This is a genomic window from Methanosarcina horonobensis HB-1 = JCM 15518, from assembly GCF_000970285.1.
GTDB classification, from domain to species: domain Archaea; phylum Halobacteriota; class Methanosarcinia; order Methanosarcinales; family Methanosarcinaceae; genus Methanosarcina; species Methanosarcina horonobensis.
The window spans coordinates 3,329,643-3,345,281 of record NZ_CP009516.1 but is presented as its reverse complement, the minus strand read 5'-3'; the positions used below and the strand labels follow the sequence as shown (position 1 = coordinate 3,345,281).

Annotated in this window: 10 protein-coding genes; 3 read left to right on the top strand and 7 right to left on the bottom strand. The window is 44.5% G+C overall.

Going from position 1 to position 15,639, the window contains the following annotated elements; all coding sequences use genetic code 11:
• Positions 1 to 234: 234 nt before the first annotated feature.
• Complete coding sequence (locus tag MSHOH_RS14640; RefSeq protein WP_048140708.1) at positions 235 to 6,012, top strand: DUF3320 domain-containing protein; 5,778 nt, start codon at positions 235 to 237, stop codon at positions 6,010 to 6,012.
• A 165-nt stretch (positions 6,013 to 6,177) separates the two neighbouring features.
• Here the strand turns inward: MSHOH_RS14640 and MSHOH_RS23945 are convergent, their stop codons facing one another.
• Complete coding sequence (locus tag MSHOH_RS23945; protein WP_158024193.1) at positions 6,178 to 6,339, bottom strand: hypothetical protein; 162 nt, start codon at positions 6,337 to 6,339, stop codon at positions 6,178 to 6,180.
• Between the two features lie 242 nt (positions 6,340 to 6,581).
• On the opposite strand from MSHOH_RS23945, the gene MSHOH_RS25300 reads away from it, so the two are divergent.
• Entirely contained in the window at positions 6,582 to 6,719 is a 138-nt protein-coding gene (locus tag MSHOH_RS25300) for a hypothetical protein (protein WP_239450990.1), read from the top strand.
• A gap of 92 nt (positions 6,720 to 6,811) precedes the next feature.
• A complete protein-coding gene (locus MSHOH_RS25295) occupies positions 6,812 to 7,102 on the top strand; it encodes a tetratricopeptide repeat protein (protein ID WP_338037944.1) in 291 nt (96 codons plus the stop codon).
• Positions 7,103 to 7,252: 150 nt separating this feature from the next.
• Here the strand turns inward: MSHOH_RS25295 and MSHOH_RS14625 are convergent, their stop codons facing one another.
• From MSHOH_RS14625 to MSHOH_RS14600, 6 genes are all read right to left on the bottom strand, one after another.
• The gene (locus tag MSHOH_RS14625; RefSeq protein ID WP_048143516.1) at positions 7,253 to 7,804 is read right to left on the bottom strand and encodes a pyruvoyl-dependent arginine decarboxylase; all 552 of its coding nucleotides are present in this window, start codon (positions 7,802 to 7,804) and stop codon (positions 7,253 to 7,255) included.
• Between the two features lie 284 nt (positions 7,805 to 8,088).
• Positions 8,089 to 10,086, bottom strand: coding sequence for a hydantoinase/oxoprolinase family protein (locus MSHOH_RS14620; protein WP_048143515.1), 1,998 nt, complete (start codon positions 10,084 to 10,086; stop codon positions 8,089 to 8,091).
• A 167-nt stretch (positions 10,087 to 10,253) separates the two neighbouring features.
• Positions 10,254 to 12,176, bottom strand: coding sequence for a hydantoinase/oxoprolinase N-terminal domain-containing protein (locus MSHOH_RS14615; protein WP_048140704.1), 1,923 nt, complete (start codon positions 12,174 to 12,176; stop codon positions 10,254 to 10,256).
• A 240-nt stretch (positions 12,177 to 12,416) separates the two neighbouring features.
• A complete protein-coding gene (locus tag MSHOH_RS14610) occupies positions 12,417 to 13,139 on the bottom strand; it encodes an ABC transporter permease (protein ID WP_048140702.1) in 723 nt (240 codons plus the stop codon).
• Positions 13,136 to 13,741, bottom strand: coding sequence for an ATP-binding cassette domain-containing protein (locus MSHOH_RS14605; RefSeq protein WP_048140701.1), 606 nt, complete (start codon positions 13,739 to 13,741; stop codon positions 13,136 to 13,138). The genes MSHOH_RS14610 and MSHOH_RS14605 overlap by 4 nt, the downstream gene beginning before the upstream one ends.
• 175 nt (positions 13,742 to 13,916) lie before the next feature.
• Positions 13,917 to 15,638 (bottom strand): dipeptide ABC transporter ATP-binding protein, encoded by a 1,722-nt coding sequence (locus tag MSHOH_RS14600; RefSeq protein ID WP_048140699.1) that lies wholly within the window; start codon positions 15,636 to 15,638, stop codon positions 13,917 to 13,919.
• Position 15,639 lies beyond the last annotated feature (1 nt).

Here is a 15,639-nt window from a genome sequence, read left to right as displayed (position 1 = left end):
AAAGTGTTTTATACTCTTATATCAATATTCTACAGTTGTATTCTTAAGGAACCAGATTCTTCCAGAGTTTGAGGAGATTTCCTGAGGATTTCGTCACTCTTTCGGTAAAGTTTTCTGCCCGATTTGAAGTTTAATCTCCGGCAGAACATGGCAAAATTTATTAGTAAATGTTCTGTATTCTTATCTGTATTACAAATATATTTTATTGATTATTTGAACAGGGCCTGGTATTTTATGGTGGACGTAGTTAAGGAACTGGAAACACTAAGGCAGAATTTACTTGATCTATCCCTTCGGAATAACCTTCTCAATTACCGCCCTTCCCCGAGACGGACAATTTCAATTACGGGCAGAAGTCCGGAGGAGGTATATGATCTTTTTGTTCTTCAGGAAAAGTCAATGAAGTTCAGGGCAACTAAAACCAGGCCCAAAAAAGGCAAAAAGGCTGAAGACGGGGAAGAAGACGATGCTTCGGAAAACGAAAATAGACTTCTGAAAACAATTGGAAAAATCCTTACTTCCGAAGAGAAAAATAGACCGCAGAACTCCCGTTTCGAACCTTTCCTTGATACTCCGGATGACAATGAGACTCTTGATCGGAAATTATTTTACGTATATAACCAGGCAAATTCTATTTTTGAAGAACAGGGTTATCCCGTCCTTTATCTTGCAATGGGCTTCCTGCAGTGGAGTGAAACCAAATCCGCGGTAAAGAACCCGAGGGCTCCACTTGTGCTTGTTCCAGTTGAGCTCAAAAGGATAGGAAAAGGCAGGAACTTCAGCATTCAGTGGACAGGGGACGAGGTTTTCACCTCCATCACTCTTCAGGCTAAGATGAAAGAGTTCGGGATAGAGATTCCTGAATTCGAGATACCTGAAGAAGCTTCAGGGATACAGGAATATTTCAGGACAGTGAGTGGGGCAATTCGCGATAAAACTGAATGGAAGGTCATTCCTGAAGTCTGCCTGGACCTTTTCAACTTCAGAAAATTCGTTATGTATAAAGATCTGGACCCTGCAACCTGGCCTGAGGACATGTCCCCTGCAGAGCATCCTCTTATCCAGAAAGTCTTCAACCCTGACGAGCCTGAGTGTGAGGTTCAGGGATTTCGGGAAGATGAGGTCGATCTGAAACTTTCGGCAAAAGATACTTTCCATATAATGGATGCTGACTCTTCCCAGATAGCAGTCGTTGAAGACGTGAAAGCCGGAAAAGACCTTGTTGTGGAAGGGCCCCCGGGCACAGGAAAGTCCCAGACCATTGCAAACACAATTGCAGAACTGCTCGCGCAGGGCAAAAGCGTACTCTTTGTTAGTGAAAAGATGGCTGCCCTTCAGGTGGTGAAGAGCAGACTCGATAATGCCGGATTGGGAGAGCTTTGCCTTGAGGTTCACAGCCACCAGACAAGGAAAAAAGCCGTATTAGAAGAACTGGAAAAAGCCCTTAACCGGGCAGCACCTCCTGCTATCAGTGCTGAAAGAGACCTTAATGAACTTGAAAAACTTAAACGGGAGCTCAACGGCTATGCACAGACTCTCAGGGAGCCTGCCGGAAAGATCTATCCAAGCCTTTATTCTCTCTACGGGGTAAAGGAAAAGAACAGAATTTACTTTGAATCAAAGGGCATGAAAATGCCCCGTTTTAAGTTTCAGGACCCTGAAACATGGGAAACTGCGGCCTGGATCGAAGCTGAGTCGATTCTGGAAAAAATGGGGCAGGTACTTCCGGCTCTCGGTCCTGTCCGGAAAAATACCTGGTACGGCTGCGAGCCCGGACTTGTGCTTCCTTCTGATCTCGGGGAAATAGGAGCTGCTGCAGACGAATGCGCTTTTGCGTATGAAAACCTTGAAAAGGCAATAAAAAACCTTAACGACCTCTCTGCAACCGCAAAGCCCCAGACTCTTAAGGACATTGCCAGCATAACCGAAGCTGCAAAACTTGTCGGCAAATCAAAGCCCCTGCCTGAGAAACTGCTTCAAAACCCTGAATGGGACTCCGAGGCTTTTACATCAGAAGCCGAAGCTCTGGTATCAAAGGTCAGGCAGTACAGGGAACTCAAAACCTTTGTGGATAAAACTTTCCACCCTTCAATTTTAGATCTCGATACCTCGGAGTTCAAGGAAATATCCGGAAAACTGCTCAGCGTTTTAAACTCCAGGTACAGGAAACTGAAAAAGGAAATCTCAGCCTGCTATATCTCAGGGGCACCCTTAAAAGACAGCAAAATCCTTCTCGACCTTGCCTGCGTTTCCGAGTGTAAGGCACGCAGGGCTGAGCTTGAAGGAGCTGATATCAGCGGAAAGAAGTTCTTCTGGGAGTACTGGAAGGGATTTGAAAGCGATCCTGCCTTGCTGGAAGATTATTGTAAGTGGATGGTTCCTTTCCGCAGGCATATCAAAGAAGGCATTCTAACCGACAGGTCAGTAAGGCTGGTAGGTAGTGGAGTTGACGCAGGGTCCGTCGAATTTACAGTAAATGAAACTCTGGCTGCAAAAGAGGCTTTTATACTCTCCCTTGAAAAACTCGGTACTCTTATAGGAGCAGACTTCGAGAAAATGTTCGGAGATGTTGAAGCTATAAAGCTCAGCCAGTTAAAGAGTCGTGTGACTAAATGGAAAGATGAGACCTCTTCCCTTGTTTTCTGGAGCCAGTATCTCGGATACAGGCAGGCATGCCTTGAAACGCTCGCTTCCCCCATGCTTGATGACATAGAAGCCGGGAAAATAGAACCCGAAGATATGATCCCTGCTTTTGAAGGAAATTATGCCGAAAGCATGCTACACAGGGCTTTCAGGGAAAGACCCGATCTATCTGCTTTTATCCGGGAACTGCATGAAGGCAAGATAAGCAAGTTTACAGAGCTTGACAAAAAAGTCCTGCTTGAGAACAGGAAAAGAATTGTGTGTTTTGCTTATGAAGAAGCCCCTAAACTGACCTCAGGAGCATCAAGAGCTTCTGAAGCCGGAATTCTGCTCAACGAATTCAACCGCAAACGCGGGCATATGCCTATTCGTACCCTTATGAAAAAGGCAGGCAGCCTTATACAGAAGATAAAGCCCTGCTTCCTCATGAGCCCGCTTTCCATTGCTCAATACCTGGACCCCAGGAGCACAAGGTTCGATGTTATCATTTTTGACGAGGCAAGTCAGGTCAGGCCGGAAGACGCTGTCGGAGCACTCCTGCGCGGGAAACAGGTAGTGGTAATGGGAGACTCAAAGCAGCTTCCTCCAACCGATTTCTTCGATACTGTTGTTGATTCTCACGAAGAGGAGCCTGAAGATTACACACCCGCAGGGGATATGGAAAGTATCCTCAACGTCTGCAAACGCAGCTTCCCGGTAAAGACCCTGCGCTGGCACTACAGGAGCAGGCATGAGTCCCTGATTGCAATCTCTAATCAGGAATTTTACGATAACCGCCTCTATGTTTACCCCTCGCCGATGCAGAAAGATGAAAGCCTCGGGTTAAAATTCGTTTATCTTCCGGATGCTGCTTATGACAGGGGCAAGAGCGGGGCAAACAGGATAGAGGCAAGGGCTGTTGCCAGGACAGTGTTCGAACACTTCCAGAAGTATCCGGGAAAAAGCCTTGGGGTCGGCACTTTCAATATTAAGCAGCAGGAGGCTATCCTGGATGAGATCGAAGCCCTCCAGAAAGCAAACCCTGGCGTTGACCTGAACTCAGGAAATGAAAGGGGTGAACACTTTTTCGTAAAGAACCTCGAAACCATCCAGGGTGATGAAAGGGATGTAATTCTGCTGAGCGTAGGTTACGGCTTTGACAGCAACAGGAAACTTTCCCTTAACTTCGGACCTCTTAACCGGGACGGAGGAGAACGTCGCCTGAATGTGCTTATAACAAGGGCAAGGGAAAAATGCGTTGTATTTTCAAACTTTACTTCAAAAGACCTGCCCCTTGACGAAAATTCATCTTTCGGGCTCAAAGCTCTCAAAGTATTCCTCGAGTTTGCCGAGAGCGGCACGCTTCCTGCTCCTTCTTGCGGCAGGCAGGAGCTTGAGTCTCCTTTCGAAGAGGCGGTCTCCGAGTTCCTGACTGAAAACGGGTGTGAAGTCCACAGACAGATCGGGTGTGCCGGGTACAGGCTCGACCTTGCAGTCCCTGACCCGCGTCATCCAGGAAGGTATGTGCTCGGGATCGAGTGCGACGGAGCAGATTACCATTCCTCACCTGTTGCAAGGGACCGCGACCGTTTGCGCCAGCAGGTGCTCGAAGGGCTGGGCTGGAAAATATACAGGGTCTGGTCTACGGATTGGTATCTCCATCCAAAAGAATGCAGGGAAAAACTGCTTGAAACCGTAAAGGAAGCTGTCAAGCAGGCAAAACTGCAGGCAAAATCCGAACCCGAGCCTGCGGCTGTAACAATAAACGAACCTTCGGCCTGGGCAAAAACCGCCAAAACATATGAGATAAATGTCGGTCCTGCTGCCAGCCTGGTTTTACCTGCAGAAGGCGGTTCCTTTAAAGAATCAGAAGTAAAGGCTTCCGAGACCACGCCTCTGAAGGAAACTTCCCTTGAGCTGGATTTTCTTTCAGAAAATATTTTGGGAAATTCACCATTTGTGAGGAAAGTTGAAGTCGAGTTCTCGCCTAAAAAGAAAGGTATCTCTAAAATTCCCCTTGAAGAAGCAGAAGAAGAGGAACCGGAAGAAACATACGAAGAGGAACCGGAAGAGTATGGGGAGTACGAAGACGAAGCAGTAAATGAAGAAGCTTATCAGAATATCTTCTCAGGGCCGGAAAAAGGAGTTTCGACTTCTTCAGGAGCTGATTTCCTTCCCGAAATGACTTTTAAAGCCGAGTCTCTGGCTACACTGGCTGACGAAAACTCCAGAAACAGACCTGTCAGAAGGACAAAGAAGTCAAAACTTCTTAAGTTCAGTGTTGACCCGCGCTCGGATATCGAATCCGATATGGAAGACGAACCGGACCTCATTCCTGAGCCTGAACCTGAAAAAATAAACTTTTTCCAGGCTTACCCTGAGATTGATTTCAGTGCTGGCTCGGAAAAGAAGCGAAGAGGCAGGAAGATTAACGAGTTTGCTTATATTTACGGGTCTGGAGGCTTCTCTGAACCTGAGGACCCGGAAGAAGACGACTATCCTTACCTTGAATGGGGTTCTGAACCTGAAATTGAATCCGAACCTGAAGTAAAACCTGAAACTGAAATTGAGTCTGGAAACATAGCCGAATTGAAAGCCAGACCCGGACCTGGGATTGAAAATAAAACGAAAATTGAAAACGAAATTAAAGACGGGTCAGGACTTAAATCTGAGTCTGAACTTGAATCTGAAGCCTTGCACGGCAGTGATCCTCAGGATGAACTAAAATCCGGTTTCGGCTTAATGCTTGAGGCTAACAATTCAGAAATAACCGAACCCGATTCCCCTGAGAATGTGAAAGATGGGGATGAAAAGCTGTCAGGAAAAGGAAATTCCCTTGAAGCTCTTGTGCCCTCTTACAGGGTTTGCCTCTCCTCCGGACTCCCGCAGTCAGCAGACCTTTCCGAAATCTCTGACTCGCAACTGGAGGATGCAGTTATAAAAATAGTGGAATGCGAAGGTCCCATTCATTCGGAGGAAATACTCCAGAGAATAAGGTCTCACACAGGACTTCCCCGCATGCTCAACAAAATCAAACAGAGAATACTTGACTCCATAGCATTGGCCGAAGGTCTGGGAAAAATTCAGGTAAGAGGAGAATTTTGCTGGCCTCTATCAGGACCTGCAGACCTTTTACGCAGACGTGATGCCGAATCATATGCAAAGATAGAATGGATTTGCGACGAAGAGATAAAAGAAGCTGTCCGTTTTGTCCTTACCAACCAGTACTCAACCCCTATGGAAGACCTGATAGTCCAGACCTCCAGGGTACTGGGAATTAAAACAACCCGCAAAAACACATGGGACAGAATAGAGAAACTCATTCAGTCCGGGATAGAAAGTAATGAGCTGACCCGAACTCCCAACGAGATGATTTATTTTGTAGAGTGATGGGAACACAGGTTAATTTATTTTTAAATTATTTACTCCCTCTTTTTTCTCTTTTTCTTTAATTTTATTCTTAAGCCTATGATATTACCTTTTTTTCTACCAGTTATTTACTTAAATCCTTTTCAAACTGTATTATATTAATGAATTTGTAATGATTGATAATTTTCAAATAGTTATATATTCTGGCTCTAATATCTCTCTTGCAATTATGTTCACAACACTTAAAAAAAATAATAAGCATTCTACAGCAGATATTATACCCTGCATTCTTGTGGATATTGCAGATATATTTGTAAAAGGAATGAATAAATTAGGCAATATTTTCATGTATATAGTCTTCAATGTAACTTCGTGGATAGGTTGCCAGATTTCGGAAATAACAATATTGTTATTGAAAATTATCTGTGCTATCTTGAATTAGGGAGATACAAAGATCAGGCTATAACTTTTTTGAAACTCTTATCTTGAATCCGAATTATATAATAAAGTGTTTATCGGCTGAAAACAGTGGATAAATAAGGAGAAAGCTGAAGCTTTTTCTCAGAAACTTTTTAAGGGAATTGGTTTTTATGGATCTGGACATAATTAATAAACTTGTTTTTAATGTTGTGGAATCGGTCAGGAAAAACGAGGGTGAGCCCGACGCAGGGGTTGAGTTTTCAGTCCAGTTTTCAAGGAAAAACGGAGTTTCTCCCGACTTCTCCTGAACATCGCAAAGATATGTGACTCAAAGGGAATGTTCAGGGAAGAATACGTGTTTTTGAAAGCCGTCGCCCTCCTGGAAGAAGGAGAACAGTAGATTGAGGCCTATTTCCTTTCCGGAGTTCTTGCTTATTTCATTGGAAGGAAGGAAACCGCTCTTCAGGATTTTGATGAAGCCCTGAAGCTTGATCTCGGACATGTTAATTCTCTCTGCAACCAGGGAATTGTCCTTTTCGAGCTTGGGAGAAAACCTGAAGCAGAGAGCCGGTACATACGGGCTCTTGAACTTGAACCCGAACATATCAGCACCCACTGCAACTATGGAAATCTCTTTTTTGAACTCGGTAAGCTACAGGAAGCGGAACGCGAGTTCAGGACGGTGCTTTGATCGCCAAAATGTTAGAAAAATCCTTGAGTCTTTGGCTCAGGATTGGTTAATTCAATAGCATTATACTACTTACTTAAGGAGTAGCAAAAAATAGAAAAAAAAAGCCCACTGCTGAAGAGCGGGAGTATGAGGATAAGGGAGGCTCGCCTTTCAACATTTACTTGTAACAAAGACCATGGCAGCTACTACCGTAGTCCACTTTCCGTCCTTGTCGCCTTTTGCAGTCTGGCAGATGTTGAAGGTGTCGAAGATATGCCCGCTTGCCTTGTATACCTGTTCTCTCTCATGCCATGCCATCTCTGCGTCGAACTCGATACCGAGGGTTGTTGCCAGCATTGTTGCAGCCAGGTCTTCGGCATACTCTCCGGCAATTATTTCTTCTTCTCCAAAAGAGTGATGTTCTGAAATGTATCCGTAATTTTCCTCATTCACAGGCACGGCAGTTCCTATAGCTGACGCCATCAGGCGGTGAGGTTCGTTAGTATCGTTTCTTGCAAGAACACAATGGACAATTGCACCAGGTCTAAGTTCCGCAAGACCTTCCTCTTTGGACACAAGTCTGCAATTGGGAGGCAGAATACTTGATACGCTCACAAGGTTGTATTTCTCTATTTTTGCATCCCTCAATGCAAGTTCAAAGGATGCTAATCTGTCCTTATGGACCCCGGTACCTTTTGTCATAAATGCTTTTCTAGGGATCATGTTTACTCCTTTAAATTTCTGTATTAAATATATCTGCTCTTCGTACATCTGCTGTGCGATTTCCATTGTCTGGGCAACCAATAGAACATAGATAATTTATAAATGATTTAAAACTTTTCTACAGTCTCGAGTGACCTTTCGAATGAACCGGTAAGCTTAAACCAATATTTCATGTTCCCAATGAATGTTTCATGTTCCAAATGTACAGGAGAGTTATGAACTTTACCCTTTTTCACTGCCAATTTTCAAGTATTGAAGTCCTTATGGGAGATCAAATCCCTTGATCAGGTCTGTCCCTCGAGTTCATCAAAATTTATAGAAAGCGTTTTATTCCCGGATACCGCTTTCTCGTAAACATCAGAGTTTGAGATCCCTTCGATAATAAACCTGGTCTCAAGAGGAATATCGCCTGCATGGACCATTATATCCTTCTTTTCTACGCTGACTGTGACCTGGTCAGGAGAAAGCCCGGATTCAGCCATATAATCAAGGACAAGTTTTCTTCCGAATTCCTCAGCAAACTCGAGAGCCTCATTTCTCACGATAAAATGCCTTCTTCCGACAGGGGTATAGACAAAAACCCCTTTTGTCCTCAGGTCATACCTTGATTCGCTGTAAGTTGTACGGACTATGATTTCAACACGTTTAGTCCCTTTTCCGACAAGAGCTCCTACCGCATTTCCTACCTCAGAGTATTCCGGGACAATTATTTCTGAATCTACCAGTTTTTTCAGGTCATCCACATAAGCTCTAACCGGACCCCCGAGAAGCACAACCGGAATGTCTACCTTAAAGCGGGAAAAAAAGCTGCCTTCAAGCATTTTTTCAATTTCATTCCTGTCAACTCCTTCCATAAGGAAAGAAATGAGGTCTTTTGCCATGTTCCGAGCAAAAAGCCGCTTTACATTTAAACAGAAGTCCTGCCTTTCTGTCCCGATAAAGTTTGCAAGCAGCGTAGCCCCTATGACAGAAGCTTCGGAATCCCATTCAGTGTATTCCCCGAGCACATGCAGGGCGTCGGTTGGAGTAAAACCAATAGCCTGCACAAGCCTTTTCTGGATAAGCAGGTCCATTACTTTTTTGGCAGGAAGAATATTTTTGTCCCAGTAAATGTCTTTGAGAGAAAGAGGCTCATCTTTTATCAGGGCAAGGAGTTCCTCTTCTTCCCTGGTCAGGTTAACAGGCTTCTGCTTTGTTCTTACAAAGAACTTTGTTGCCTGGATGTGTTCATTCAATTTGAGCTTGTCAGGAATCCAGCGTTTTTTAAGTGTACTCATGAACGAAGGATAAAGGACAGCAGCCCTGCAGAGAGGAATAACCCTGCGTGGTCCGACATTTATCTTGCTTCCCTGGACCCAGATGTGGCTGTCTCCTCCCATTGCCGAGGTCTCCATCCTGAGCGCCCTTACCTTTGTCTGCCAGCCTCCCACAACTGCTCCGGTTTCACTGAGGTAAGGAAGCCCTTTATGAATCAGGGAGACATCCGTACTCGTCCCTCCAACATCGATAACTGCACAGGTTTCATTACCTGACAGGTAGGAAGCCCCAAGCAGGCTTGCAGCAGGGCCTGAAAAGACCGATTCTATTGGCTTTCTCATGGCTTCGTGCATGCTTACGACAGACCCGTCGCAGCGGAGCATAGCTATTCTGGGCTCAAGCCCTCTCCTTTCTATCTCACGGACAACGGTTTTTAGAAAACTCTCTGCTACCGGAAGGAGCTGGGCATTGAGGTAAGCTGTAACCCCTCTCTCATAAGCACCCAGGGACTGGGCAAGTTCGTGCCCGCAGACAACGGGAAGGCCTGTAAGTTCCTGGATCAGGGCTTTTACCTGAAGCTCATGTTCGGGGTTGCGGACACTGAAATATGAAGAGACCGCAAAAGCCGAAACCCTGCCCTTTAGCCTTAAAACAAAGTTTTCAACTGCAGATAGGTCAAGGGCTGCTACTTCATCTCCATGACTGTCGTGCCCTCCCTGCACCATTGTACAGTTTTCAATCTCAGAATCCTCGGGGATTTCATAGTTCCCTACAAGGATCAGCCCTACAGGGTACCCGGTCTTTTCCAGAATTGTGTTGGTTGCAAGGGTTGTGGAGACCGAAACCATTGTCACAAGTTTCAGTTTTTCCTGATCAAGCCCGTCAATTGATTTCGTGATCCCTTCCAGAAGGTCGGGATACGTTGTAAGTGCCTTGTTTGAACTTATAACCTTTCCATCCGAATTCCGGATTAATATGGAATCAGTGTAAGTTCCGCCGGCATCAATGCCAAGACTATATGCCATTTTTTTTAACTTCCTGATTTTATTTTTTCCATTTTCGGGACGTGCATAAATTGCCATTTGAGATTCCGAATTTTATTACATGTCCTAATTATTTGTAAGCTGTTCGTAAGCCATTTAGTATTATTTGCACTATTGAGGGAAAAAATATAAACATTGCTGTCAGGAACTCAAACTTTAGGCATTCCAACTCCAACAAAAACAAGTTTTGTTTCTACGGGTATCGTACCTGCTTCACTCAATGAAATATCCCTTCTGGTAATTTCTATCTGAATTTTTCCTTTGTCAAGCCCTGCTTCTGTCATATAGTCCATTACCAGTTTTCTTCCAAGGGAATTTGCATGTTCCAGGGCTTCCGGATAGCTTCCAAATGTTTCCCTGCCTCTGGGAGAAAAAAGAAGGACAAGCCTCTTCCTGTCTTTTGTATAGGTGCTCTTGATAAGAATTTCAATCCTTTTTATGCCCTTTCCGACTACAGCCCCTACAGCGTTTCCTACTTCCGAGTATCTGGGGACTATAATATCAGCATCAAGAATCTGCTTTAACTCCTCCGTATAGGCGACTACAGGGCCTCCTATCAGCACGACAGGAATTTTCATCCTGAACTGCGCAAACCTATCCGAAAGGATAATTTTTTCGATTTCCTGAGAGGGTACATCTTTCAAGACAAAGGACATAAGGTTCAGTGCCATGTTCTTTGTAACGTCCTTTTTTATGTGCCTGCAGAGTTCAATATGGTTTGTTTGAGTGTAACGTTCCAGAAGTTTTGCCCCGGCAACCGATGCTTCCACATCCCATCCCCTGTAATCTCCGAGCACGTGCAGGGCATCGGTTGGGGTAAAACCAATTGCCTGAATAAGGCGTTTTCTTATGAGAGAATCGAGCAGTCCGGGGGATAGAGTTTTTTGAGTTTCCCAGAAGATATCATTAAGGGATGTGGGAGTGTTTCCTATCCTGTCAAAGAGTTCCTGCTCATAACTTCCAAGGTTTGAAGCTTTTACCCCTGTTCTTATGAAAAATTTCGTGGGCTGCACGTTTTCTTCAAGGTGCATAGTTCCGGGGATCCTTCCTTTTCTCAGGACTTCAAGAAAGCCGGGGTATTTGACAGCTGCAACGCAGAGTGGAATAACCCTGCGGGGACCTATATTGATTTTCATGTTTTTAACCCATACATGGCTGTCCCCTCCCATTGCCGAGGTCTCCATGCGGATAGCTTTGACCTTGGTCTGCCAGCCCCCAACCACAGCTCCTTCCGAGCAGAGTTCGGGAAGCCCGTTTTCAAGCATAGAGACATCCGTACTTGTTCCACCGACGTCTATAACTGCACAGGTCTCAAGCCCTGAAAGATGGGATGCCCCTACAAGGCTTGCAGCAGGACCTGAAAAAATCGATTCTATGGGTTTTTCCAGGGCTTCGTTAATGCCCACCACAGAGCCGTCGCATTTAAGCATGAGCAGTCTGGCATCCATTCCCCTGCGCTTGATCTCTTCCCTGATGGAAAGGATAAACTGGCTTGCAATAGGAATAAGCTGGGCGTTCAGGTAGGCTGTGATCCCCCTTTCGTAGGCTCCGAGGTCAAGCGAGAGCTCGTGCCCGCAGACAACGGGAAATCCGGTAAGTTTCTGGATACGAGTTTTAATTGCCAGTTCATGGGCAGGGTTCCGGATGCTGAAGTATGAAGAGACTGAAAAAGCCGAGACCCTGTCTTTTACCTTGCTTACAAAAGCCTCAACTGCTTCCATATCAAGGGAAGTCAGTTCAGCTCCGTGATGGTCGTGCCCTCCTTTTACCACAGTATAAAACTCAGCCTGCATTTTTTCCGGAATCTCGTAATCTCCTACAAGGATTAAACCTACAGGGTAGCCATTTTTTTCAAGGATTGTGTTTGTAGCAAGAGTTGTTGAGACTGATACCATTTTTACGTCTTTTAAATACTCTTCATCCAGCCCGTCAATGGAGTTTTTAATTCCTTCAAGGAGGTCCGGATATGTAGTAAGAGCTTTGTTCGAATCCATCACCTTGCCATCGGAATCCCGGATGATGATCGAATCTGTGTATGTCCCTCCTGCGTCAATGCCCATGCTGTACTGCATTTAAATATCTCCTGTTGATTTTTTCGTTATTTTTTAATGTTTTTCATGAATGGGGTTCGTGAAATTATTCCTGAAATTAATTTGCCGGATATAAATAAAGATTAAAAATATATAATCATATTAGGAGCTGCGCACTTTTGAGGTAAAAATAGGTACATGGGAGTATGCTGTGATAGCATGCTTTAGATAGTTTGGTGCTTTATGCTCCTGTTTTTTATTCAACCGCTTAAATCCTGACATTTATATCGTCTCTGCCCTCCGGAAGAAATAACCACTGGCAAAGACCATGAGAACTGATAATGTCAAAAGAATGCATACGTCCAGAATTACTGAGAATTCAGAATGGCCGATTAATACCTCTCGCAAGGCATCCACACCATATGTCAGCGGATCAAAGTAAGATAGAACCCTTATAGGGGCAGGCAAATTTGAAATCGGAAATAAAGCTCCAGATAGAAGAAACAGAGGGAACGCAATAAAGTTAATAACCGTACTAAACGCATGAAAATCCTTCAGTACTGATGACAAAATTAATCCTATATTTATAAAGATCATCGATATAAGAACCATTATCATGAGAGAGGACAGAATCGCAGGAATAAAAGGCAGTCTAAAACCAAGTAATACCGACATCATCACAATGATAATTGCCTGAATGATTGATGTGGTTGCACTTCCGGAGATCATCCCGAGAACAATAGAGATTCTGCTTGCAGGAGTCACCATTACCTCTTTTAAAAAACCGAACTGTTTATCCATTATGACACTCATGCCTGCATAAGCAGCCGTGAAAAGAAGCGTAATCCCGATAATACTTGGCACAAGATACTGAAAATACCCTATCGATTCAGGCAGGCCCGGAAATTCCACTTTTCTAAATCCCATACCCTGAAAGATCAGCATAAAAGCCGGCATGCCAATAGCACCCGCTATTCTGGATCTTGCCCTGAAATACTTTATCATCTCACGCCGCCAGAGAATATAGATAACTCTTCCCTGAATCCTCGGAGCATCCTCCTTCTCATCCTATCACGCCTGACTGCCTTCCTGCTACCTTCCTGCTCCCGTATCGTTGAACCTGTCAGGCGGATAAAAACGTCTTCAAGACTTGGTTTGCTGAAATTTATCGAACTTATCCCTATACCCAGACTACCGGCAGTCTGAAAAATATCCGGAGTATTTTTCTCATAGTCAGATATGATAACATCAAGCATTTCACGGATTCTTTCTTTTCGCTTATCTGGACTGCTATTGTACATCATGGCATGAAACTCAAGGTTTTCCCTCCCTGTAAGACCTATATCAAGCGAAGGGTCCTGAAATATTATTCCGATATTGTTCCTTATCTCATAGGGATCTCTTCTAAGATCATATCCTGCGATTTCAGCATCATCTGCCGTAGGAAGAAGAAAAGTGGTAAGCATATTCAGAATAGTCGTCTTTCCCGCACCATTAGGACCTAGAAGCCCGAAAAGCTCTCCGGTCTCAACCGAAAATGAGACACTGTCCACAGCAGTAAATTCCCCGAATTTTTTTGTCAGCTCTTTAATTATTATTGCACTCATATCAAACAAGACCTTCAAACCGGGATTTTTGAAAAACTATCCAAAATTCACCTTTCAAAACTCGCCTTTCAGAATTCACCTTTCATTGGCAAAAACGAACAGCATAAACTTGAAAATTATATACGAAGATCTGTGACGCTTAATAGATCTGTGACGCTTAATGGATCTGTGATGTTCAATGGTTATGACAGCATAGCCCTATTCTTGAACCCACAAGCCTTTTTGTGTACTCGTCAGAAGGTGAAAGCATTACATCGTGGGAATTTCCCATCTCTACAATCTTTCCTGAGTGCATAATGGCTATTCGGTCAGCAATTTTCAGTGTCAGGGAGAGATCATGTGAAATATATATCATTGCAAATCCTCTCCTGTTCTGAAGGCCCTTTAAAAGACGCAATATATTTGCAGAGGTTGAGACATCCAGAGCCGAAGTTATCTCATCGGCAATAAGAAGTTTTGGCTCCATGACCATTGCTCTGGCAAGTGCAACCCTTTGCCTCTGCCCGCCGCTGAGTTCACCGCAATATTTTCTGAGGAAATTATCATTACCGGGAAGATGAACAAGTTCAAGGGCGTCTTTAACCATTTGGAGTCTATCTCCGTTGGACCCGATTTTATTGATATAAAGAGGCTCCTTGATTGCATCAAGCACGGTAAACCTGTTGCTGGTTGAACTGAAGGGGTCCTGGAACACTATCTGAATGCCATTGAACCTGCTTCCATAGTTTCCCCCTCTGATATTTCCATCCATAAACAATACCTCTCCGCAATCGGGCCTGATTACGTTTGCAAGGATGTGTGCAAGGGTTGACTTGCCCGAACCGGTCTGACCGACAATTGCAAGAACTTCTCCTTCCCTCACTTCCAGATTAACCTCATCAACTGCCTGAAGATATTCTCCATCCGGAAGACGATAACTGAAGCTCAGGCTTTTTGCTTCCAGAAGTCCTGCTATGCCACCTCTATGGCATGCAATTTCCCGCCCGCTTCCTGCTGGCATCAGAATCGGAGAAACTTTATTGCATATACCGATTTTTTGTGTGCATCTCGGGCTGAAGGGACAACCCTTAAACTCATCTCCTGCCGGAATACCTCCAGGAATTCCCCATAAATCTTTATAAACGAAAATATCCGGTGTCGAATGGACAAGACCTCTCGTATAAGGATGACGGGGAGATACGAGAATATCCCTTACAGGGCCGGTTTCCATAACCCTTCCCGAATACATAACAGCAATCTTGGACGCCACAGAAGAGACAAAAGTGATATCATGAGAGATCATTAACATCGTATACCCGTTTTTCTTCTGAAGGTCAACCAGGAGATCCCTGATCTCTTTTCGGGTAAACGCATCAAGTGCAGAAGTAACTTCGTCGAGAATCAGCAACTTCGGATCGCATGAAAGAGCCATTGCCAGAAGAACCCTCTGCCTCATACCTCCGGAGAGCTGATGCGGATATGAATCCATCCATTTCGGATCAAGGCCGACGGTCCGGAACAGGTCAGCACATTTACTCCGGGCTTTTTCAGAGCTGATACCAAGGTGCCTTATCATTGATTCCGTTACCTGAACGCCTACTTTCATAACAGGATTCATTACCTCCAGGCTGTTCTGAAAAACGATTGCAATATCCTTCCATCTGAATCTGTCCATCCCGGATTCAGGCAAAGAAGAGATTACATCATTCCTGTAAAGAATTTCGCCGGAAATGGATGTATTTTCCGGCAAAAGCCCCATGATCGCAAGCGCAATGGTAGTCTTGCCACTTCCGGATTCTCCGACAATGCCCAGAATTTCTCCTTCTTCAATTTCAAAAGAAATGCCGTCAACAGCCCTGACAGTGTCGATGTCAGTCAGATAGTGGCATTTAAGATCATTGATTTTAAGCAGACTCATA

What these genes read in the sequence shown, in the direction of transcription:
- MSHOH_RS14640 (WP_048140708.1), top strand. Translation starts at nt 235, where the DNA reads ATGGTGGACGTAGTTAAGGAACTGGAAACACTAAGGCAGAATTTACTT.
- MSHOH_RS23945 (WP_158024193.1), bottom strand. Translation starts at nt 6,339, where the DNA reads ATGAAAATATTGCCTAATTTATTCATTCCTTTTACAAATATATCTGCA.
- MSHOH_RS25300 (WP_239450990.1), top strand. Translation starts at nt 6,582, where the DNA reads ATGGATCTGGACATAATTAATAAACTTGTTTTTAATGTTGTGGAATCG.
- MSHOH_RS14625 (WP_048143516.1), bottom strand. Translation starts at nt 7,804, where the DNA reads ATGATCCCTAGAAAAGCATTTATGACAAAAGGTACCGGGGTCCATAAG.
- MSHOH_RS14620 (WP_048143515.1), bottom strand. Translation starts at nt 10,086, where the DNA reads ATGGCATATAGTCTTGGCATTGATGCCGGCGGAACTTACACTGATTCC.
- MSHOH_RS14615 (WP_048140704.1), bottom strand. Translation starts at nt 12,176, where the DNA reads ATGCAGTACAGCATGGGCATTGACGCAGGAGGGACATACACAGATTCG.
- MSHOH_RS14610 (WP_048140702.1), bottom strand. Translation starts at nt 13,139, where the DNA reads ATGATAAAGTATTTCAGGGCAAGATCCAGAATAGCGGGTGCTATTGGC.
- MSHOH_RS14605 (WP_048140701.1), bottom strand. Translation starts at nt 13,741, where the DNA reads ATGAGTGCAATAATAATTAAAGAGCTGACAAAAAAATTCGGGGAATTT.
- MSHOH_RS14600 (WP_048140699.1), bottom strand. Translation starts at nt 15,638, where the DNA reads ATGAGTCTGCTTAAAATCAATGATCTTAAATGCCACTATCTGACTGAC.